21 protein-coding genes are annotated in these 20,363 nt (G+C 69.4%); 12 read left to right on the top strand and 9 right to left on the bottom strand.

What is annotated here, in order from left to right; genetic code table 11:
- Positions 1–320 precede the first annotated feature (320 nt).
- The 3 genes from AC1DNF_RS22720 to AC1DNF_RS22730 are packed head-to-tail and all read left to right on the top strand — an operon-like array spanning position 321 to position 2,001.
- Positions 321–620 carry a hypothetical protein gene (locus AC1DNF_RS22720; protein WP_478150893.1) on the top strand — a complete coding sequence of 100 codons (300 nt, stop codon included), beginning with the start codon at positions 321–323 and terminating at the stop codon, positions 618–620.
- Positions 621–651: 31 nt separating this feature from the next.
- Positions 652–1,023 (top strand): RT0821/Lpp0805 family surface protein, encoded by a 372-nt coding sequence (locus AC1DNF_RS22725; protein ID WP_478150894.1) that lies wholly within the window; start codon positions 652–654, stop codon positions 1,021–1,023.
- Positions 1,024–1,041: 18 nt separating this feature from the next.
- Positions 1,042–2,001 carry a hypothetical protein gene (locus AC1DNF_RS22730; protein ID WP_478150895.1) on the top strand — a complete coding sequence of 320 codons (960 nt, stop codon included), beginning with the start codon at positions 1,042–1,044 and terminating at the stop codon, positions 1,999–2,001.
- 3 nt (positions 2,002–2,004) lie between these two features.
- Here the strand turns inward: AC1DNF_RS22730 and groL are convergent, their stop codons facing one another.
- From groL to AC1DNF_RS22745, 3 genes are read right to left on the bottom strand one after another with little or no spacing between them, the layout of a single operon-like run.
- Entirely contained in the window at positions 2,005–3,633 is a 1,629-nt protein-coding gene (groL, locus tag AC1DNF_RS22735; RefSeq protein ID WP_478150896.1) for a chaperonin GroEL, read from the bottom strand.
- A gap of 22 nt (positions 3,634–3,655) precedes the next feature.
- Positions 3,656–4,039, bottom strand: coding sequence for a hypothetical protein (locus AC1DNF_RS22740; protein WP_478150897.1), 384 nt, complete (start codon positions 4,037–4,039; stop codon positions 3,656–3,658).
- A 10-nt stretch (positions 4,040–4,049) separates the two neighbouring features.
- On the bottom strand, positions 4,050–4,460 hold the full coding sequence (locus AC1DNF_RS22745; RefSeq protein WP_478150898.1) for a hypothetical protein: 411 nt from the start codon (positions 4,458–4,460) through the stop codon (positions 4,050–4,052).
- Positions 4,461–4,648: 188 nt separating this feature from the next.
- Here AC1DNF_RS22745 and AC1DNF_RS22750 point away from each other — a divergent pair, with 188 nt between their 5' ends.
- Both AC1DNF_RS22750 and AC1DNF_RS22755 read left to right on the top strand, forming a co-directional pair.
- Complete coding sequence (locus tag AC1DNF_RS22750; RefSeq protein WP_478150899.1) at positions 4,649–5,470, top strand: universal stress protein; 822 nt, start codon at positions 4,649–4,651, stop codon at positions 5,468–5,470.
- Positions 5,471–5,597: 127 nt separating this feature from the next.
- A complete protein-coding gene (locus AC1DNF_RS22755) occupies positions 5,598–6,302 on the top strand; it encodes a sensor histidine kinase (protein ID WP_478150900.1) in 705 nt (234 codons plus the stop codon).
- On the opposite strand, the gene AC1DNF_RS22760 is transcribed toward AC1DNF_RS22755, so the two are convergent.
- Both AC1DNF_RS22760 and AC1DNF_RS22765 read right to left on the bottom strand, forming a co-directional pair.
- A complete protein-coding gene (locus AC1DNF_RS22760) occupies positions 6,299–6,628 on the bottom strand; it encodes a hypothetical protein (protein ID WP_478150901.1) in 330 nt (109 codons plus the stop codon). The genes AC1DNF_RS22755 and AC1DNF_RS22760 overlap by 4 nt on opposite strands.
- A 94-nt stretch (positions 6,629–6,722) precedes the next feature.
- The gene (locus AC1DNF_RS22765; protein ID WP_478150902.1) at positions 6,723–6,917 is read right to left on the bottom strand and encodes a YgaP family membrane protein; all 195 of its coding nucleotides are present in this window, start codon (positions 6,915–6,917) and stop codon (positions 6,723–6,725) included.
- A 195-nt stretch (positions 6,918–7,112) separates the two neighbouring features.
- Between AC1DNF_RS22765 and AC1DNF_RS22770 the strand changes: the two genes are divergently transcribed.
- The 7 genes from AC1DNF_RS22770 (at position 7,113) to AC1DNF_RS22800 (ending at position 16,609) form a co-directional block, all read left to right on the top strand.
- Positions 7,113–7,517, top strand: a complete 405-nt coding sequence (locus tag AC1DNF_RS22770) for a cytochrome C (RefSeq protein WP_478150903.1) — start codon at positions 7,113–7,115, stop codon at positions 7,515–7,517.
- On the top strand, positions 7,514–8,905 hold the full coding sequence (locus tag AC1DNF_RS22775; RefSeq protein ID WP_478150904.1) for an efflux transporter outer membrane subunit: 1,392 nt from the start codon (positions 7,514–7,516) through the stop codon (positions 8,903–8,905). The genes AC1DNF_RS22770 and AC1DNF_RS22775 overlap by 4 nt, the downstream gene beginning before the upstream one ends.
- A gap of 8 nt (positions 8,906–8,913) precedes the next feature.
- Positions 8,914–9,984 (top strand): HlyD family secretion protein, encoded by a 1,071-nt coding sequence (locus AC1DNF_RS22780; protein ID WP_478150905.1) that lies wholly within the window; start codon positions 8,914–8,916, stop codon positions 9,982–9,984.
- Complete coding sequence (rbbA, locus tag AC1DNF_RS22785; protein WP_478150906.1) at positions 9,984–12,794, top strand: ribosome-associated ATPase/putative transporter RbbA; 2,811 nt, start codon at positions 9,984–9,986, stop codon at positions 12,792–12,794. Before AC1DNF_RS22780 ends, rbbA begins: the two co-directional genes overlap by 1 nt.
- Positions 12,791–13,924: an ABC transporter permease gene (locus AC1DNF_RS22790; RefSeq protein ID WP_478150908.1), complete on the top strand. Its 1,134-nt coding sequence runs from the start codon at positions 12,791–12,793 to the stop codon at positions 13,922–13,924. The genes rbbA and AC1DNF_RS22790 overlap by 4 nt, the downstream gene beginning before the upstream one ends.
- 116 nt (positions 13,925–14,040) lie before the next feature.
- Positions 14,041–15,261, top strand: coding sequence for a class I SAM-dependent methyltransferase (locus AC1DNF_RS22795; protein ID WP_478150909.1), 1,221 nt, complete (start codon positions 14,041–14,043; stop codon positions 15,259–15,261).
- Complete coding sequence (locus tag AC1DNF_RS22800; RefSeq protein ID WP_478150910.1) at positions 15,251–16,609, top strand: FAD-binding oxidoreductase; 1,359 nt, start codon at positions 15,251–15,253, stop codon at positions 16,607–16,609. Before AC1DNF_RS22795 ends, AC1DNF_RS22800 begins: the two co-directional genes overlap by 11 nt.
- Here AC1DNF_RS22800 and AC1DNF_RS22805 read toward each other — a convergent pair.
- From AC1DNF_RS22805 to adhP, 4 genes are all read right to left on the bottom strand, one after another.
- Positions 16,582–17,613, bottom strand: a complete 1,032-nt coding sequence (locus tag AC1DNF_RS22805; protein WP_478150911.1) for an adenylate/guanylate cyclase domain-containing protein — start codon at positions 17,611–17,613, stop codon at positions 16,582–16,584. The genes AC1DNF_RS22800 and AC1DNF_RS22805 overlap by 28 nt on opposite strands.
- Before the next feature lie 204 nt (positions 17,614–17,817).
- Positions 17,818–18,192: a TraR/DksA family transcriptional regulator gene (locus tag AC1DNF_RS22810; RefSeq protein WP_478150912.1), complete on the bottom strand. Its 375-nt coding sequence runs from the start codon at positions 18,190–18,192 to the stop codon at positions 17,818–17,820.
- Between the two features lie 111 nt (positions 18,193–18,303).
- The gene (locus tag AC1DNF_RS22815; protein ID WP_478150913.1) at positions 18,304–19,293 is read right to left on the bottom strand and encodes a zinc-dependent alcohol dehydrogenase family protein; all 990 of its coding nucleotides are present in this window, start codon (positions 19,291–19,293) and stop codon (positions 18,304–18,306) included.
- Between the two features lie 5 nt (positions 19,294–19,298).
- The gene (gene adhP / locus AC1DNF_RS22820; protein ID WP_478150914.1) at positions 19,299–20,330 is read right to left on the bottom strand and encodes an alcohol dehydrogenase AdhP; all 1,032 of its coding nucleotides are present in this window, start codon (positions 20,328–20,330) and stop codon (positions 19,299–19,301) included.
- Between the last annotated feature and the right edge of the window lie 33 nt (positions 20,331–20,363).

Genomic DNA, 20,363 nt, shown 5'->3' on the forward strand with positions numbered 1-20,363 from the left:
CCGGGGATCTCGGCGCTGACGAGGTACTCCTTGTCGTTCTCGCTGACGTCCACGCGGATGTCCGCGGGCAGCTTGACATCGTCGGCCAGCGACAGCGGACGAGACCAGCGGCGCAGCATTTCGGGGAAGAGGTTTTCGATGCGGTCGAAAGGGGTCAATGCGCTCATGAGTTGCTCCAGGGTGGTTTGAACGAGGTATCGCACCGCGTTTCGCCGGGAATGCAGGCGCTGGCCAGCACGACGCCTTCAGTCTAGGACCCCGCCGAGCACGCGCCTTGCGCTCGATCAAGGTCCGGGGCGGCAGCCGCGAGGCGACGCACCTTGATGTGCATCAAGCATCGCCTTGCCGCCGAGCCTACGATGGTGGAAGCTTCGAGTGCCACGACCCCCTGGAGAATTGATATGCCCAATGATGTTTCCTCCCCGCTGCCATTGCTCGCCGATGGCTATCTCCGATCGGCTCTCGATTGGCAGAACATGTTCACCCAGGGCCTGATGCAGGCGCAGACCAACCAGCTGCGGCTGCTGTCCGCGTGGCAGCAATCCCTGGTCGCCATCAATCAGGACCTGTGGGATCGCTGGATTTGCCGCTTCGGCGGCGGCGTTCCGATCGACGGCTAGACCGCGAGAGATGGCGCGCGACCCCTCCATCATGCGAAGACTCCTTGCCCTGACATGCGCGTGCCTCGCGCTGACGCTGGCCGGCTGCGACGCCATGCCTTGGCGCAAACCCGCCGAGCCCGTCGCGCCCAAGCTGGTCGGCGGCCTGGCGGGCCTCGCAATGGACCAGGGCGACCGCCGGCGCACGCTCACCGTGCTGGAGACGATGCCGTCCGGCCAGGAGACGAAGTGGCGCAACATGGAAACCGGTGACAGCTATGTGATGACGCCCACCCGCACCTTCGAGCGCGGCGGCGCGACCTGCCGCGAATACGTGGTGGACGCCTGGGTGGCCGGCCGGCCCGACAAGTTCACGGGCACGGCCTGCCGGGATCGCGACGGCGGCTGGCGGGCGCAGCCCTGAGCGCCGCGGGGCAGCGCCATGGTCCAGCGATTCGATGTCTGCAACGGCGATGCCGACGGCCTCTGCGCCGTCGTGCAGTGGCGGCTGCATGAGCCCGCGGCCGCCGAACTTGTCACCGGCCTGAAGCGCGACATCGCGCTGGTCGCTCACGTGCATGCCAAGGCCGGCGACGAGGTCAATGTGTTCGACCTGTCGATACGGCGCAATCGCCAGGCCCTGGGGCAGTTGCTCGATGTCGGCGCGCGGGTGCGCTATTTCGATCACCACGAGGTGTGCGAGATGCCCTCGCACCCGCTGCTCGAGGCGCATATCGACTGCGCCAGCGACATCTGCACCAGCCTGCTGGTGGACCGCCGGCTCGGCGGGGCCCATCGCGCCTGGGCGCTGGTGGGTGCCTATGGCGACAATCTCGCCGCCGTCGCCGACCGCCTCGCGCTGGCGTCCGACGTCGATGCCGGCGACTGCGCGCTGCTGCGGCGCCTCGGGGAGGCGATCAACTACAACGCCTATGGCGACGACGAGCGCGACGTGCGCATCGCCCCGCGCGAGCTCTACGCCATCATGGCGCGCTACCCGGACCCGCGCGACATGATGGCGCACGAATCGATCGTGGACGAGATCGACGCGCAGCGCCGCGCCGATCTGGAGCAGGCCATGGCGGTCGCCCCGCTCTGGCAGGACACGCGGGGCAACGTGCGCGTGCTGCCCGACGCGCCGTGGAGCCGGCGCGTGCTGGGCTGCATCGCCAATCAGCTGGCCAGCGCCGAGCCGGAATGCGCGCATGCGGTGCTCAAGCGGGCCGGCAAGGGCTTCGCCGTCAGCCTGCGCGCGCCGCTGGCCTCGCCCTCGGGCGCGCATGAACTCTGCAGGCGCTTCGGCGGCGGTGGACGTGCGCGCGCGGCCGGCATCGACGGCTTGCCGGCGGACGAACTGGCCCGCTTCGTCGGGGCTTTCGCCAGCGCCCGCTGGGGCGCCTGAGCTTCAGTAGAGTTCGGGGTCCAGGCCGGGCCGGGACTCGGCCGAGGCCTTCTTCGGCGCATTGGCGATCATGCAGTCCGTGGTCAGGATCAGGCTGGCGATCGAAGCCGCGTTCTGCAGCGCCAGCCGCGTCACCTTGGCCGGGTCGATCACGCCCATCTCCAGCATGTCGCCGTAGGCGCGCGTCGCGGCGTTGTAGCCGAAGCTGCGCTTCGTCGACTCGTCCACCCTGGCCAGCACGATGGACGGCTCTTCGGCGGCGTTGCTCACGATGCGGCGCAGCGGCTCCTCGAGCGCGCGCTCGATGATCTTGATGCCCGAGGCCTGGTCCAGGTTCGGCTCGCTGATCTTGGCCAGGGCCCGGCGCGCGCGCAGCAGCGCCACGCCGCCGCCGGGCACGATGCCTTCCTCGACCGCGGCACGCGTCGCGTGCAGGGCGTCCTCCACGCGCAGCTTGCGCTCCTTGAGCTCCGTCTCGGTCGCGGCGCCGACCTTGATCAGCGCCACGCCGCCCGAGAGCTTGGCGATGCGCTCGTCGAGCTGCTTGCGCTCGTAGTCGCTGGTCTGGCTGTCGCGTTCCTTGCGGATCGCGGCGATGCGGTCGCGGATGGCCTGCGTATCGCCCGCGCCGCCGATGATCGTGGTGCTCTCCTTGTCGATCACCACGCGGCGCGCGCGCCCCAGGTGCTCGACCTTCGCGCTGGCCAGGCTCAGGCCGAGTTCGCTGGAAATGACCTGGCCGCCGGTCAGCACGCCCATGTCCTGCAGCATGGCCTTGCGGCGGTCGCCGAAGCCCGGGGCCTTGACGGCGCAGGTCTTGACCACGCCGCGCACGCTGTTGATGACCAGCGTGGCCAGCGCATCGGCGTCCACGTCCTCGGCAATCACCAGCAGCGGCGAGCCCGACTTGGCGGCGGCCTCCAGCAGCGGCACCAGGTCGTTGATGGCCGACAGCCGCTGGTCGCACAGCACGATCTGCACGTTCTCCAGCACGGCCGCCTGCTTCTCGGCGTTGTTGATGAAGTAGGGCGAGAGATAGCCGCGATCGAACTGCAGCCCCTCGACGATCTCCAGCTCGCTCACCAGTCCGGAGCCGTCCTCGATCGACACCGCGCCCTCGCGGCCGACCTTGTCCATCGCGCTGGCGATCAGGTCGCCGATGGAGCGGTCGTTGTTGGCCGAGATCGCCGCCACGTGCGCGATTTCCTGCGAGGTGGCGCAGGGCTGCGCCATGGCCTTGAGTTCGGCGACCACGGTCTCCACGGCCAGGTCGATGCCACGGCGCAGGTCCATCGGGTTCATGCCGGCGGCCAGGTACTTCAGGCCCTCCTGGATCATCGAGTGCGCCAGCACGGTGGCGGTGGTGGTGCCGTCTCCGGCCATCTCGCTGGTGCGGGCCGCAACCTCGCGCAGCAGCTGGGCGCCCATGTTCTCGAAGCGGTCCTCCAGCTCGATCGAGCGAGCGACCACCACGCCGGAGTTCACGATCTGGGGCGTGCCGAACTCGCTGTCGATGATCACGGTGCGCCCGCGCGGGCCCAGCGTGACTTTCACCGCGTCGGCGAGCGTGTCGACGCCGCGGCGGATCTTGTCGCGTGCCTCTTCGCGAAAAAGCAGTTTCTTGACGGTCATGATGGTTGATTTCCTCAGGGCTTCATTCCTGTGCGGCGCGGCTGGTGATGCGGTCGAGCCTGGCGTAGAACTGATGGGCCAGGGCCACCAGCTGCGCCTCGGTCGGATGGGCGACGGTGTCCCAGCCGACGATCTGCGACATCAGGGCGGGGCGATGCTTCTCGACGTAGCGGCGGAAGGCGGCCTGCGCGAGGTTCGGCGCGGTGACCAGGACTTCCTTGATGCCGGTCAGCGCATCGCAGACGCTGCCGAAGAAGGCCTCCTCGGTGCGCGCGGCGCCGCCGGGCTGGCGCGCGTCCGGCGGATGGGCATAGAGGTTGTGGACCCGCATGCGTTCGGGCGGGTCGAGGCGCACCAGGTGGGCCTCGCGATGGTCGAGCCAGAGGACGGCACGGAAGATGGACATGAAGCGCTCCCTATTCCTGCGACCAGTAGAAGACCGCCTCGACGGCGCCGCGCTCGATGTGCACGGTCCGGGTCTGCGTGCTGCCCGCGTAGGTGGCGCTGACCCGGTAGGCGCCGGGGTCGAGGTGCACATAGAACAGCGGCCCGGTGTCCCGATAAGGGCCGAAGGAGGCCGCGCGGCCTGTCCCCTCGATCGTGACGGAGACGCCCGTGAGATAGGCGCCGCTGCGCGCCTCGGCGAAGGTCAGCCGCAGGTTGTAGAGGTCCCGTGTAACCTGCATCGCCTGCTGTTCCTCGTTGCCGATGCCGCCGTTGGTGCTGGCGCCCGGCGCCAGCACGACGGGCGCCGCGAAGGCCATGCATGCCGGGAGGGCGAGGAGAATCAGAGCGCCGCGGCGCCAGAGCTTGCGCAAGTTCGTCATTTCGGGCTCCCCAAGTGATGAAGGCACTTTAAGAAGCGCGCGAGGCCGCGGTATTGCGCCTTGTCAAGGATCGGGCGCGCGACCGGGCGCGTGCCGCCGCGATCCAGCTGGCTTGACCTCGGACAAACCGGCCGCGTCCGCGCGGGGCTAAGGTGCGGGCATTCACCTCATTCCCTGAAGGAGCATCCATGCAAAACCCCAGATCGATCCTGTTGCACCTGGACAGTTCGCCGCGCGCGGCGGAGCGCGTCAAGGTCGCTCGCCAACTGGCCGAAGCCTTCGATGCGGAGGTGACCGGCGCGCCGTGCACGATGTCCGCCCTGATGCGCTATCCCTTCGCGCTGGAGGGCGCGGCCGAAGCCGTGGCCATCATGCAGGACCTCGACAAGGAATGCCGCGACAAGGCGTATGCCACCTTCATGAAGGGCAGCGAAGGCTCGACCCGGATGCACTGGACCGAGCCGGCGAGCGACGCGCCCTGGGGCTTCGCGCGCCGGGCGCTGTACGCCGACCTGATGGTCCTGGGGCAGCGCGATGCGGACGACCCGCAGGCGAGCGAATTGCCGGTCGATTTCCTTCCGAGCCTGCTGGTCGAGAGCGGCAAGCCGGCGCTGATTCTTCCCTACGCCGGCCCCGTCAGCCCGATCGGCCAGACCGTGCTGGTGGCCTGGAAGGAGACACGCGAATCCGCGCGCGCCGTCTCGGCCGCCTTGCCATGGCTGCGCACCGCCCGGCGGGTGGACCTCGTGAGCTACGGCGAGGACGCCGGGAAAGCGCTTCACGATCTGCAGGCGTACCTGAAGATCGAGGGCGTACAGGCCACGGCCCATCCGGGCGGGCCCGAAACCGGCGACGCGGGCGCCAATCTCCTGTCGCTGACATCCGACCTGGGTTCGGACCTCCTCGTGATGGGCTGCTATGGCCACAGCCGCGCGCGCGAATGGGTGCTCGGCGGCGTCACGCGCTCGATCCTGGAGTCGATGACGCTGCCGGTGCTGATGTCGCATTGAGGCGGGGCTCGTGTGAGCCTTTGTTTCGGCTCGCTCGAATCGTTGACATGAGTCAATAAGTTCGTGTGCGGCACGATCGATGATGAGTCCGAGCCCGCTGCGGGCCACGATTTCTGAGGAAAGCCGAATGAAGATCGATCTCGTCACTGTCCAGAACAGGACGCAGCCATGGGCAGAGCGGGAAACCGAGTTGCAGCGGGTCCGGGAGCAGGAGCGTGCGCACCTGGCGCGCGAGCTTCATGATGAGCTGGGCGCGATCCTGACGGCGGCCAAGCTCGACGTCGCGTGTCTCAGGTCACGCCTGGGCGGCGAGCGGCCCGAGATCGCGCAACGCCTCGAACACCTCTTCAGCACCCTCAACCGGGGCATGATGCTGAAGACCTCGATCGTCGAGGGCCTGGCGCCCCCGCTGCTCGAAGATTCCGGCCTGGCGGCGTCGCTGGAAGACCTGGCAAGCGATTTCGCCTTCACCTCCGACGTGGCCGTCTCGACCAGGCTGGAGGATGTGCTGATCGGCGATCCTGGCCGGCTCGTCGCGTATCGCCTCGTCCAGGAGTGCTTGACGAACATCGCCAAGTACGCCTGCGCCACCCAGGCGCAAGTGCTGCTGGTCGACTGCGGACAGGACACGATGGTGTCCGTCTCCGACAATGGTGTCGGCTTCGATGCCAGCCAGTTGTCATCGTCGCGGCATGGCTTGTCGGGAATGCGTGAGCGCGTCGAACTCTGCGGCGGAACGCTCACTGTGAGTTCCAGCCCGGACAAGGGCGCGCGGATCGTCGCGATGCTGCCCAAGCAGGCTCCCGCGCCCGGCGCGAGCGCCGCTTCCTAGGCGGGGCCCTTGCGTGCAATCCGGCGCGCAAGAAAGGTCATCATGCGTCGTTTCGGCCGTCGCGCGGGCGCCTCCGCGGCCGGAAGGCCGGCATCGGGAACGGCTTCGCGGCGCAAGGCCAGCATGCGCTGTCCACGCGGCGTGATCTCGAACACCGTGGCGGGGTCCTGCCGCGCGCAGTCGTCGCAATCGACGTGAACGCAGGGGATGAACGCCCGGATATGACCCGCGGCTTCGATCAATCGCAGTTTCTCGATCTCGGCCCGGTCGACAATGACGAGCGGAAGCTTCGCGTCCGCAAGCTTCTGCAGCAGTTGCGCCACCATCGCGCGTCTCCTTGTCTCTGTTTGTCTCCAGCCGTCTGCGGCCATTCGCGGGCACGAACTCAGCGCGCGAGCAATGCGCTGCTGCCTCGCGGCTTCACGGCGCTTCTCGCGAGCAGGTGCTGAATCCGAAGAGTGAATAGGCCGGACATCTCGAGGCCAGCCCGGTGATCAGGGGCACCACGCCGATATAGCCCCAAGGGCCGATCGTCCCGGCGATGGCAAGCCCGATCAGCAAGACCCCCACGGCAATCCGCAAGGTCCGATCGGCGGTTCCGACATTGGCTTCCATGATTTCTCCTCGCAAGACGCAATGAAATACATCCTGCGCGCGCGAGGGGGCCCTGGTGTTGAGGTGGATCAAGATTTCATGCCGCGGCGCCGCGCATGTGGCGCCCGGCCAGCCGCTCTTCCCGGCGCTTGCGCTAGGTCAACACCGCGGGCCCGCCGCCGGGTCATGCTGAGTGCCCGGTCGAAGGAGTTGATCATGTCGCCCATTTCCCAGAATCCAAGAACCGGCGCGCTGATGCGGCCGTTGCGCCAGCGGCACGCCGTCATGCTGGCGGCATTGCTGCTGCTCGGCGCGCTCGCGCCGCTCTCCTCGCCGAGGGCGCAGGCACGCGGCGAGTTGCTGTATGCCACGCATTGCATCGCCTGCCACACCGCGCAGATCCATTGGCGCGACAAGAAGCTCGCCACCGACTGGGACAGCCTCAAGGCGCAGGTGCGGCGCTGGGACGAGGCCGCCTCCCTGCGATGGAACGACGACGACGTCCTCGAGGTGACGCGCTATCTGAACGAGAGCTTCTATGGCTTCCCGCCGCCCACGGGTCCGGTCGGCGTGATGGGGCCCGCCGTGGATGAGGGGCGCGCAGGACTGCGCCGAAAGTGAGTCGGCCTGCCGTCATCAGCCTGGCGCTTGCGCTGTCGTGCGGCTGTGCTTCGATGGCGCCGCCTGACGATCTGCCGCCGCTGCCGGTGGCCTCGCGTTTCGACGATGTTGCCGCCACACAGGCACCCGAAGCGGCGGCCCCGGGTTGGCAGATCTACTTCATCGACCCCCGCCTGCGCGAGTTGATCGCGCTTGCCCTGGCGAACAACCGCGACATCCGCAGCGCCGTGGCGCGGGTGGAGGAAGCCCGCGCCGCCTGGGGCATCCAGCGCGCGGACCGCCTGCCGATGCTCTCCGCGCAGGCGGGCCTGGACCGGTCCCGAGTGCCCGCCGATCTCAACCTGACCGGGCAGCCGCTGGTCGCCAGCCAGTACCAGGCCGCGCTCGGCATCAGCAACTGGGAGCTGGACCTCTGGGGCCGCGTGCGCGACCTCGACCGGGCGGGGCTGGAGAGCTTCCTGGCCACCGACGCCGCGCGCCGCGCCGTCCTCGTCGGGCTGATCGCGGAGGTCGCCAACGGCTACCTCGCATTGCGCGAACTCGACGAGCGCATCGCGCTGGCGCGCCACACGACAGAGACCCGGGCGGAGAGCCTGCGCATCTTCAGCCGCCGGCTGGAGGTGGGCGCGGCCTCGCGCCTGAGCGTCACGCAGGTCGAGACGCTGCTGTCGCAGGCCCAGGCGCTGGGCGCTCAGCTCGAACAGGCGCGCGAGGCCCAGCTGCATGCGCTGACGCTGCTGGTCGGGGCGCCCGTGGATGCGACGCCCGCACCCGGGCGCCTGGACGAACAGCCCCTGTTCGCGGAAGTGCGCGCGGGGCTGCCTTCGGACCTGCTCGCCGGCCGGCCGGACATCATCGCCGCCGAGCATCAACTGAAGGCCGCGAACGCGAACATCGGCGCCGCGCGCGCCGCCTTCTTCCCGCGCGTGACGCTCACGGCGGCTTTCGGCACGGCGAGCGCGCAGCTCGATGGCCTGTTCGCGACAGGCAGCGGCGCCTGGACCTTCTCGCCGGCCATTTCGCTGCCCATCTTCGACGGCGAGCGCCGCCGCAACAACCTCAGCGTGGCCGAGGCCCGGCGCGATCTGGCGGTGGCCGGCTACGAGAAGGCCGTGCAGGTCGCCTTCCGCGACGTCGCGGACGCCCTGTCGGCGCGCCGCTGGCTGGCCCGGCAGCTGACCATTGCCCGGCAGGCCCTGGCGGCGCAGACGGAACGCGCCCGGCTCTCGCAGCTGCGCTACGACAGCGGCGCCTCCGGCTTCCTGGACGTGCTGGATGCCCAGCGCGACCTGCTGGCCGCCGAACAGCAGCTGGTGCAGACGCGCCGCGCCCTGCTGAGCACCAGCGTGGCGCTCTATGCGGCCCTCGGCGGAGGGCCCTCCCCATGAAAACCGACATGAAGATCCCGCCCCGCAAGACGCTCATCCTCGTCGCACTCGCGCTCGCCCTCGGCGGCGCGAGCCTCTATGCATGGCAGGCGCTGCGGCCGAACGGCCCGGGCGAGGGTTTCGTGAGTGCCAACGGGCGCATCGAGGCCACCGAGGTCGACGTCGCCACCAAGCTCGGCGGCCGCGTGCGCGACATCCTGGTGGACGAGGGCGACTTCGTCAGCGCCGGGCAGATGCTCGCGCACATGCAGGTGGAGACGCTCGAAGCGCAGCGCGACGAGGCGCGCGCCCATCACCAGCAGACCATCGCCGCGGTGGCGAGCGCCGAGGCCCAGGTGGCGGTGCGCGAGAGCGACCGGCAGGCGGCCCTGGCGCTGGTGGCGCAGCGCGAGAGCGAGCTCGACGCGGCGCAGCGGCGGCTGCGGCGTTCCGAAACGCTGGCGCGCGAGGGCGCGTCCTCGCTGCAGGAACTCGACGATGACCGCGCGCATGAGCGAAGCGTGCGGGCCGCGCTGGTCGCTGCGCGCGCGCAGGTGGAGGCGGCGCGGGCGGCTGTCGTCGCGGCCCGGACCCAGGTCGCGGGCGCGCGCTCGGCCGTCACGGCCGCCGAGGCCACCGTCGCGCGCATCAAGGCCGACATCGACGACAGCGCGCTCGTCGCGCCGCGCGACGGCCGCGTGCAGTACCGCATCGTCCAGCAGGGCGAGGTGCTGGCGCCGGGCGGCAAGCTGCTGAACCTGGTGGACCTCTCCGACGTGTACATGACCTTCTTCGTGCCCGAGGCCGTCGCCGGCGCGCTGGCGCTGGGCAGCGAGGTGCACATCGTGCTGGACGCCGCGCCCAGCTACGTGATCCCGGCCGAGGTGTCCTTCGTCGCCAGCACTGCCCAGTTCACGCCCAAGACGGTGGAGACGGCGAGCGAGCGCCAGAAGCTGATGTTCCGCGTCAAGGCGCGGATCGACCGCGAACTGCTGCGCAAGCATCTCAAGCAGGTCAAGACCGGGCTGCCGGGCATCGCCTGGATCAAGCGCGATGCGAAGGCCGCGTGGCCGGACGCGCTGGCCGTGCGGGTTCCCTGATGGCGCAGGCCGCCGCCGGCCCGGATTGCGTCGCCCGCCTCGCCGGCGTCGCGCTCCACCATGGGCGCACGCTCGCACTGGACGGCATCGACCTGGAGATTCCGGCCCGCTGCATGGTGGGCCTGATCGGGCCCGACGGCGTGGGCAAGTCGAGCCTGCTCGCGTTGCTGGCCGGCGCGCAGGCCATCCAGGAGGGGCGCATCGAGGTGCTGGGCGGCGACATGGCGAGCCTGCGCCACCGGCAGACGGTGTGCCCGCGCATCGCCTACATGCCGCAAGGGCTGGGCCGCAACCTCTACCCCACGCTCTCGGTGGAGGAGAACCTGCAATTCTTCGGCCGCCTGTTCGGCCACGGCGCTGCCGAGCGGCGGCGGCGCATCGACGGGCTCACCGGCACCATGGGACTGCGGCCCTTCCTGTCGCGCCCGGTCGGCAAGCTCTCGGGCGGCATGAAGCAGAAGCTGGGCCTGTGCTGCGCCCTGATCCACGACCCGGATCTGCTGATCCTGGACGAGCCCACCACGGGGGTCGATCCCCTGTCGCGCGGCCAGTTCTGGCAGCTCATCGACCGCATCCGCGGCGAACGCGCGGCGGCCGGCACGCCGCTGAGCGTGGTGGTCGCAACGGCCTACATGGAGGAAGCCGAGCGCTTCGACTGGCTGATGGCGATGGATGCCGGCAAGCTGCTGGCCACCGGCGCACCGGCCGCGCTGCGCGCGCGCACCGGCACGGACTCGCTCGAAGCGGCATTCATCGCGCTGCTGCCGCAGGAAAAGCGCAGGGAGCATCGCGCCGTCGTCATACCGCCCCTGGTCGACGCGGGCGAGGACGGCGTCGCCATCGAGGCCCGCGGGCTGACCATGCGCTTCGGCGACTTCGTGGCCGTGGACCATGTCGACTTCCGCATCCGCCGCGGCGAGATCTTCGGCTTCCTGGGCTCCAACGGCTGCGGCAAGTCGACCACGATGAAGATGCTCACGGGCCTGCTGCCGGCCAGCGAGGGCCAGGCCTGGCTGTTCGGCCGCGAGGTCGCGCCCGAGGACCTGGACACGCGCCGGCGGGTGGGCTACATGTCGCAGGCCTTCTCGCTCTACGGGGAACTGACGGTGCGCCAGAACCTCGTGCTGCACGCGCGGCTCTTCGGCGTGCCCGAGGCCGAGGTTGGGGGCCGCGTGGACGAGATGGTGAAGCGCTTCGGCCTGGGCCACGTCCTCGACAGGCTCCCGGAGACCGTGCCGCTGGGCATCCGGCAGCGCCTGTCGCTGGCCGTGGCCATGGTGCACAAGCCCGAGCTGCTGATCCTGGACGAGCCGACATCCGGCGTGGACCCGGTGGCGCGCGACATGTTCTGGCAACTGATGATCGACCTGGCGCGCGCCGACGGCGTGACCATCTTCATCTCCACCCACTTCATGAACGAGGCCGAGCGCTGCGACCGGATCTCGCTGATGCATGCCGGCCGCGTGCTGGTGAGCGACAGCCCGGCCGCGCTGGTGCGCCGGCGCGGCGTGGATACGCTGGAGCAGGCCTTCATCGCCTATCTCCGGGAGGCCTCGCCGGCGCCCGGTCCGGGCGAGCAAGGCGAGGAGGGCGCGGGCGTCGCAGCGCCCGTTGCGCCCGTTGCGCCCGTTGCGCCAGGTGCGGCGGATGCGCCCGCCGCGCCGCGCCGCGGGCGCGCCAGCGGCTTCAGCCTCATGCGTGCGCTCAGCTACTCGCAGCGGGAGGCGCTGGAACTGCGGCGCGACCCCGTTCGCGCCACGCTGGCCCTGCTGGGCACGGTGATCCTGATGTTCATCATCGGCTACGGCATCAGCCTGGATGTCGAGAACCTCAGCTATGCGGTGCTCGACCGCGACCAGACCACGCTGAGCCAGAACTACGCGCTCAACCTGTCGGGCTCGCGCTATTTCATCGAGAAGCCGCCCATCACCGACTACGAGCAGCTGGACCGGCGCATGCGCAGCGGCGAGCTCTCGCTGGCCATCGAGATTCCGCACGGGTTCGCGCGCGACGTGCAGCGCGGCGCGGCTGTGCAGATCGCGGCCTGGGTCGACGGCGCCATGCCCGCGCGCGCCGAGACCGTGCGCGGCTACGTGCAGGCCATGCACCAGGCCTGGCTGGTGGATGTCGCCACCCATCGCCTGGGCGTGGTGCCCAGGCCCTCCAGCACGCTGGAGACCCGCTACCGCTACAACCCGGACGTGAAGAGCCTGCCGGCCATGGTGCCGGCGGTGATCCCGCTGCTGCTGATGATGATTCCGTCCATGCTGGCGGCGCTGTCGGTGGTGCGCGAGAAGGAGCTGGGCTCGATCATCAATCTCTACGTCACGCCGGTCACGCGCACCGAGTTCCTGCTGGGCAAGCAGTTGCCCTACGTGGTGCTGGCGATGTTCAACTTCCTGACGATGTCGGTGTTGGCCGTGACCGTGTTCGGCGTGCCGATGAAGGGCAGCTTCGCCACGCTGGCGCTGGCGGCGCTGATCTACAACATCTGCTCCACCGGGCTGGGCCTGCTGTGCTCGACCTTCACCCGCAGCCAGATCGCGTCCATCTTCGTGACGCTGATCGGCACCATCATCCCCTGCGTGCAGTTCTCGGGGCTGATGGACCCGGTGTCCTCGCTCGAAGGCGTGGGCGCCTTCGTCGGACGGGTCTATCCGGCCGCGCATTTCCTGACCATCAGCCGCGGCGTGTTCGGCAAGGCGCTGGACATCACGAGCCTGTGGGCCTCCTTCGGGGCCATGCTGGCGGCCGTTCCGGTGATTCTCGGGCTGACGATCGTTCTCCTGAAGAAGCAGCAGCGGTCATGAGCAGGCTTCCATCACCGTCGCACGTGCTGCGCCTGGGCGTGAAGGAGCTGTGGAGCCTGGCACGCGATCCGATCATGGTGGTGCTGATCCTGTATTCGTTCACGGCCTCGATCTACCTGGCCGCGACGGCCATGCCGGAGAGCCTGCACCGCGCGCCCATCGCCATCGTCGACGAAGACGGCTCGCCGCTGTCGGCGCGCATCGTCTCGGCCTTCTACCCGCCGCACTTCAAGACGCCGGCGATGATCTCGCTCGCCCGCATGGATGCCGTCCTGGACAGCGGCGAGCAGACCTTCGTGCTGGATATCCCGCCGGGTTTCCAGCGCGACGTGCTGGCGGGGCGTTCGCCGGTGGCGCAGCTCAACGTGGATGCCACCCGCATGAGCCAGGCCTTCACCGGCAACGCCTACATCCAGCAGATCGTGGCCTCCGAGGTCAACGAGTTCCTGCAGCACTATCGCGGCGACCCGACGCCGCAGGTGGACCTGGCGCTGCGCATGCGCTTCAACCCCAACCTGACGAGCCCGTGGTTCGGCTCGCTGGCGGAGCTGATCAACAACGTGACGATGCTGTCGATCATCCTCACCGGCGCGGCACTGATCCGCGAGCGCGAGCACGGCACCATCGAGCATCTGCTGGTGATGCCCGTCACGCCGGCGGAGATCATGCTGGCGAAGATCTGGTCGATGGGGCTGGTGGTGCTGGTGGCGGTGGGCATCGCGCTGCTGCTGGTGGTGCAGGGCGCGCTGCGGGTGCCGATCCAGGGATCGGTGATGCTCTTCATGCTGGCCGCGGCGCTGCATCTGTTCGCGACCACGTCGATGGGGATCTTCCTCGCCACGCTGGCGCGCTCGATGCCGCAGTTCGGCATGCTGGTCATCCTGGTGCTGCTGCCGCTGCAGCTGCTCTCGGGCGGCAGCACGCCGCGCGAGAGCATGCCGCCCTTCGTGCAGAACCTGATGCTGGCCGCGCCGACCACGCACTTCGTGTCGGCGGGGCAGGCGATCCTGTTTCGCGGCGCGGGCATCGAGGTGGTCTGGCCGCAGTTCCTGATCATCGTCGCCTTCGGCGTCCTGATGTTCGCCGCCTCTCTGATGCGCTTTCGCCGGACCATCAGCTCGATGGCCTGAGCGCCGCGCCGCCGGCTGCGCGGCTTGACGTACATCAAGCGACGCCGCCCGTCCCTGCCTAGGATGGGCCTTTGCGCCGCGCATGGCGTGCGAGAACAACGAACAAGGGTGCACACATGAATATTTCCAATCCCTTGCGCGGCATGCTCGACGGAATCGGCGAGCGGGCCGGGACCTCGTTCGCGGTCCGCCTGCCTGACGCGAGCAGCTTCAGCGTGGGCGAGGGCGATCCGGCTTTCACGGTCGCGTTCCGCACCGATGCCGCGCTGCTCTCCACCGCGACGCGCGGGCACATCGGGCTGATGGAAGCCTATTTCGACGAGCAAATGGATGTCGAGGGCGACTTCGGGGCCGCGCTGGCCGCCGGCATGGCCTCCGGCTTCGACCAGCAGGGCGGCGCGCTCAACGACATCGAGAACGGCCTGCACGAGTTGCGCCATTCCAACCGCGATCCGGCGCGCGCGAAGGCCAACGCGCGGGCCCACTACGGGCTGGGCGCCGATTTCTACCGCCTGTGGCTGGACGACCCGCTGATGATGTACACCTGCGGCTACTGGGACGACAACACGCGCACGCTCGAAGAGGCGCAGCGCAACAAGATCGACCACGTCTGCCGCAAGATCAGGCTTTCCCCGGGCGAGCGTTTCGTCGACATCGGCTGCGGCTTCGGCGGCTTGATGTTCCGCGCGGCGCAGACCCGCGGCGCCACCGGCACCGGCGTCAACACCACCACCGAGCAGGTCGACTGGCTGCGCGGCGAGATCGCGCGGCGCGGGCTGGAGGCCAGCCTCCAGGTGCGCGAGGCGGATTTCCGCGATGTCGACGCGCAGTACGACAAGGTGGTCTCGATCGGCGTGCTGGAGCATGCGGGCCGCGACCAGCTGGCCGAGGTCATCCAGGCGCACGCCGATTTCCTGAAGCCGGGCGGGCTGGGCATGCTCCACTTCATCGGCCATGTCGGCCGCTATGAGACCGAGCTGTTCATCCGCAAGCACGTCTTTCCGGGCGGGTGGATACCCAGCCTGGCCGACACGATCGTGGAGATGGAGCGCGCAGGGCTGGAGGTCGTCGACGTCGAGAACCTTCGGCGGCACTACGCCCCCACGCTCGACGCCTGGGCGGAGCGGTTCGAGCAACGCTGGGACGCCATCCACGCGCTCGACCCGCTGCGATTCAACGAGCGCTTCCGGCGCATCTGGCGCACGTACCTCATCGGATGCGCCGAGATGTTCCGCTCGCCGGCGGGCTACACGCATCTGTTCCAGATCGTCTTCAGCAAGGGCAACGTCACGCGCGACAACTACCCGATGACGCGGGCCGGACTGTATGTCGGCTGAAGCCGGCGGCCACGCCGAGCGCAGGAGCCGCCTGCTGGCGGCGCTGCGACAGGGCGGGGCGAACGAGGCCGGCGCGCCGCTGGGGCTGGCCAAGCGCACATCCAATCTCTTCAGGGACCGGCAGGAGGGCAGCAAGCGGCGCCTCGACCTGAGCGAATTCGATCACGTCATCGCCGTCGATACGGCGGCCGGCACCGTGGAAGTCGAGGGCCTGACAAGCTACGAGGCGCTGGTGGACGCGACCCTGCCGCACGGCGTGATGCCGGCCGTCGTGCCCCAGCTGAAGACGATCACGGTGGGCGGGGCGGTGGCGGGGGTCGGCATCGAGGCGACGTCGTTCCACCAAGGGCTGGTGCACCACACGATGCGCGAGCTCGACGTGCTGCTGCCGGGCGGAGACATCGTCACCTGCACGCCGCGCAACGAGCATCGCGCGCTGTTCTTCGGCTTTCCCAACTCCTATGGCTCGCTGGGCTATGCCTTGCGGCTGGTGCTCAAGACGCTGCCCGTCAAGCCCTGCGTGCATGTGAAGCACCTGCGCTATTCGCGTCCGGAGGCCTTCTTCGCGGCCCTGGCCGAATATGCCGAGGGCGACGCCGATTTCCTCGACGGCGTGGTGTTCGGCCCGGGCTCGCTGGTGCTCAATGTCGCCCGCTTCGTGCCGGATGCGCCGTCGCCGAGCGACTACGGCTTCGAGCACATCTACTACCGTTCGCTGCTGGAGAAGTCCGAGGACGACCTGCGCGCGCGCGACTACATCTGGCGCTGGGACACCGACTGGTTCTGGTGCTCGCGCAACTTCGGCGCGCAGTACCCGCTGGTGCGCCGCCTGCTCGGCCGCGAACGGCTGAACTCGCGCACCTACACCCGCCTGATGCGCTGGAATTCCCGCTGGGGTCTGAACCGGCTCGTGGCCGGCTGGCGCGGCGTGTACCGGGAGTCGGTGATCCAGGATGTCGACATACCGATCGCCCGCGCCGCGGAATTCCTGGCCTTCCTCTCGGCCACGACCGGCATCCTGCCGGTGTGGATCTGCCCGGTGCGCGCGCCGTTCGGCGACGGCGCCTTCAGCCTGTACCCGCTCAAGCCCGGCACACTCTACGTCAACTTCGGCTTCTGGGACGTGGTGCGGGACACGCGGCCGCTCGAGCCCGGGCACTTCAATCGCCTGGTCGAGAAGGAGGTGATGCGCCCGGGCGGGATCAAGTCGCTCTATTCCGACTGCTTCTTCACCCGCGAGGAGTTCGACCGCGCCTATGGGATGACGCGCTACGAAGCGCTCAAGGCCAGGTACGACCCCGAGGGCCGCGCGCTGCATCTCTACGACAAGTGCGTGCGCCGCGTCTGATGTGCCTGTATGTCGACGCAGAACGCATGGAAGGGCTCGATTCGTCCGCGCAGCGCCAGCGCGCCAAGGTCATGGATACGGATCTCGGGCGGCGGAACCAGGGAGGCGAGCGCTTCGGCCGATGCGATGAAGAAGCATCCGACTTCGCGGGTCGCCTGTTCGAGGCGCCCGGTCGTGTTCATGACGTCGCCATGGAAGACGATCGCGCGGCGCACCTGGCCGACCTCGCCGGCGATGACCTCGCCCAGATGCAGCGCCGCACGCAGTGTGGGTTGCACGCCGAAGCGTTGGACGAAGCGGCTCGCGTCCGCGGCGAGCGCCGCGCGCATCGCGAAGAAGCAGCGCAACGCCCGCGCATCGGCAACGCCATCGGCCTCGACCCAGGTGATGACGATCTCGTCGCCGACGTATTGGTAGATTTCGCCGCGGCACAGCTCGATCGGTTCGGCGACCGCCGAAAACACCGCGGCAAGGAAGCGATGTGCCTCCAGCGCTCCGAGCCGCTCGGCGATCGCGGTCGAGCCCACCACGTCGACGAAGAGGAAGAAGCGCCGCTCGGCGTAGGGCCGGCGATACTTTCCGAGCAGAAGAGCCATGAAGGTCCGGTAGCCGACGAGGCCCGCGGCCTGAAACATCATCACCACGACGGCGACGGCCACGAGCGAGAGGCAGACCGCAATCAGCCCGGTGCGCGCGTTATAGACGGTGACGACGCCCAACAGGCGCTCTCCCGGCTGCCCGGTGAGGACCGCCCCACCGATCGCGCCGTAGGCAAGCGTCTTCAGGATCAACACCGCAGCGAACGGCAGCGCGTCGAGCCATCGCATCGAAGCGCGAGGCAGCAGGAAGATCTCGATGCCGGCGATCCATGAAGCCGTGAGCAGCGCGTCGATGACACCGATCGGTACGGAGATCAGCAGGGCAACGAGCAGCGAGCGAGCGCCCGGTCCGGCAATCGCGGCGCCGTAGATTGCACCGACGCCCGCACCGATGACCGCGGCCATGCGGATGATGCGCATGAAGTGCCGCAGCCGCTCGCGCGTGACGGCGGAAAGTGTGGCGGTCATCTGCCCGCGAGTCTAATGGCACCACGGCGCACGCCTGCATCGGACCGCGCGGCCTCGATCTCGCGCCGTCCATTGGCGCCTGGCGCATCGAATCCGCATCTCGCGCGGCATTGCACGCGAGCTTCGAAGAGCCGATCCCGCTCAGTGGCGATGCCGGGCTTCGGCGGCGCTCTGGCAGGCGGCGCAGCGGATGGCGATCGGTTGCGCCATCAGGCGCTCGCGCGGAATCTCCTCGTTGCAATCGGCGCACACGCCATAGCTGCCCTTGGCCATGCGCTGCTCGGCCTGCTCGATGTCGTGGAGCCTGGTGCGGTCGATCTCGATCTCGGCAAAGCGCACGTCGTCCAAGCGTTCGTCCGCGGCCTCGTCGGCATGGTTTCGAACCTCGGCGCCGGTCGATTCGATGGTGGCGTCCAACTGGACCGCGGTGCCCCGGATTTCGTCCAGGACCGCGCGTTTCATGACGCGAAGTTGTTCCGCAAGTGCCTCGCGGTCGGCGGCGGTCAGATGTTTCATGGGGAGGCTCGGTGAAGAGGAATTGGAATGGGAAGGACGGTATCGATCGTCGCTCCCGGATGCCTGCCCGGCCTTGACCTGCGTCAATGCGGGCCGCGCGCCACGCCGCGTTCAGGGCAGCAGGACGGCGGCGCCTTCCACGCGGCCGGCACGCAGGTCCGCCAGGGCCTCGTTCGCCTGGGCCAGCGGGTAGGTCCTGATGTGGATGCGAGGGGGATGCGCGCGTGCCAGTTCGAGGAATTCGCGGCCATCGGCGCGCGTCAGGTTGGCGACCGAGACGATCTGCCGCTCTTCCCAGAGCAGCCGATAGGGAAAGCTGGGAATGTCGCTCATGTGGATGCCGCCGCACACGACCCTTCCGCCCTTGCGCACCGCGCGCAGCGCCGCGGGCACGAGCTCACCGGCCGGCGCGAAGATGATCGCGGCGTCCAGGGGCTCGGGCGGCGCTTCGTCGGAGCCCCCGGCCCACACGGCGCCGAGGCTTCGCGCGAAGGTCTGGCCGGCGCCATCGCCCGGCCGCGTGAAGGCGTGCACCCGCCGCCCCTGGACAGTGGCGACCTGGGCGATGAGGTGCGCCGCGGCGCCGAAACCGTAGAGGCCCAGGCGCCGGGCATCGGCGCCCGCCGCCTTCAGGCAGCGCCAGCCGATCAGGCCGGCGCACATCAGGGGCGCGGCGTGGGCCGGGTCCCGCGCCAGTTGGCCGAGCGGCAGGCAGAACGCGGCCTCGGCGACGACGTGGCTGGCGAAGCCGCCGTCGCGGTGATAGCCGGTGAAGCGCGGCGCATCGCACAGGTTCTCCCTGCCGCTGTCGCAGAAGGCGCAGTGGCCGCAGGTGTGGCCGAGCCATGGCACGCCGACGCAGTCCCCCACGCGATGCGTGCCGACGCCCGCGCCCAGCGCCTCCACGAGGCCCACGATCTCGTGGCCCGGCACGATCGGCAGCACGGGCAGGGGCAGGTCGCCGTCGACCACATGCAGGTCGGTGCGGCAGACCGCGCAGGCGAGGACGCGCAGCCTCAGCTCGCCGGCGGCGGGCTCGGGCAGCGGGCGCTCCTCCATCCGCAGCGCCTGGCCGGCGGCGTGCAGCACCATGGCGCGCATGGGGCTCAGTCCTCGGCGGTCATCCGCATCACCACGCGGCCTTCGATGCGGCCTTCGCGCATCCGGTCGAACACCGCGTTGATGTTGTCGAGCCGGTCTTCGCTGCACACCGTGTGGACCTTGCCCTCGCCGGCGAAGGCCAGGGCCTCCTGCAGGTCCTTGCGGGTGCCGACGATCGAGCCTCGGACGGTCTTGGCATTGAGCACGACGTCGAAGATCGGCAGCGCGAAATCGCCGGGCGGCAGGCCCACCATCGACATGGTGCCGCGCTTGTGCAGCATGCCCAGCGCCTGCGCGAAGGCGCTGCGCGAGACGGCCGTCACCAGCACGCCGTGCGCGCCGCGGATGGCTTTCTGCATCTCCTGCACGGGGTCCTGCGTCGCCGCATTGATCACCATGTCGGCGCCGACGCTCCGGGCCAGCTTCAGTTTTTCGTCGTCGATGTCGACGGCGGCGACGTGGAAGCCCATCGCCTTGGCGTACTGCACCGCCAGGTGGCCCAGGCCGCCGACGCCGGAGATCGCCACCCAGTCGCCCGGCTTGCATTCCAGCACCTTGAGGCCCTTGTAGACCGTGACCCCCGCGCACAGCACGGGCGCGATCTCGGTGAAGCCGATATTCGCCGGCAGGTGGCCCACGTAGCCCGGATCGGCCAGCACGTATTCGGCGTAGGCGCCGTTGACGGTGTAGCCGGTCATCTGCTGCTGGTCGCACAGGGTTTCCCAGCCGGTGATGCAGTGCTCGCAGTGGCCGCACGCGGTGTGCAGCCAGGGCACGCCCACGCGGTCGCCTTCCCTGATGTCCTTGACGCCGGCGCCCACCGCCGCGACGTGGCCCACGCCCTCATGGCCGGGAATGAAGGGCAGGGTGGGCTTGACGGGCCAGTCGCCGCTGGCGGCGTGCAGATCGGTATGGCAGACGCCGGAGGCGGCCACCTTCACCAGCACCTGGCCCGGCGGCACCTCGGGCACGGGGACTTCCTCGATCTGCAAGGGTTGCCCGAAGGCGTGGACGACGGCGGCTTTCATCATCTGCATGGTGTGGACTCCAGGGGGGCGGAAAAGGGAAGC

It is taken from the genome of Variovorax sp. 01T432 (genome assembly GCF_056398605.1).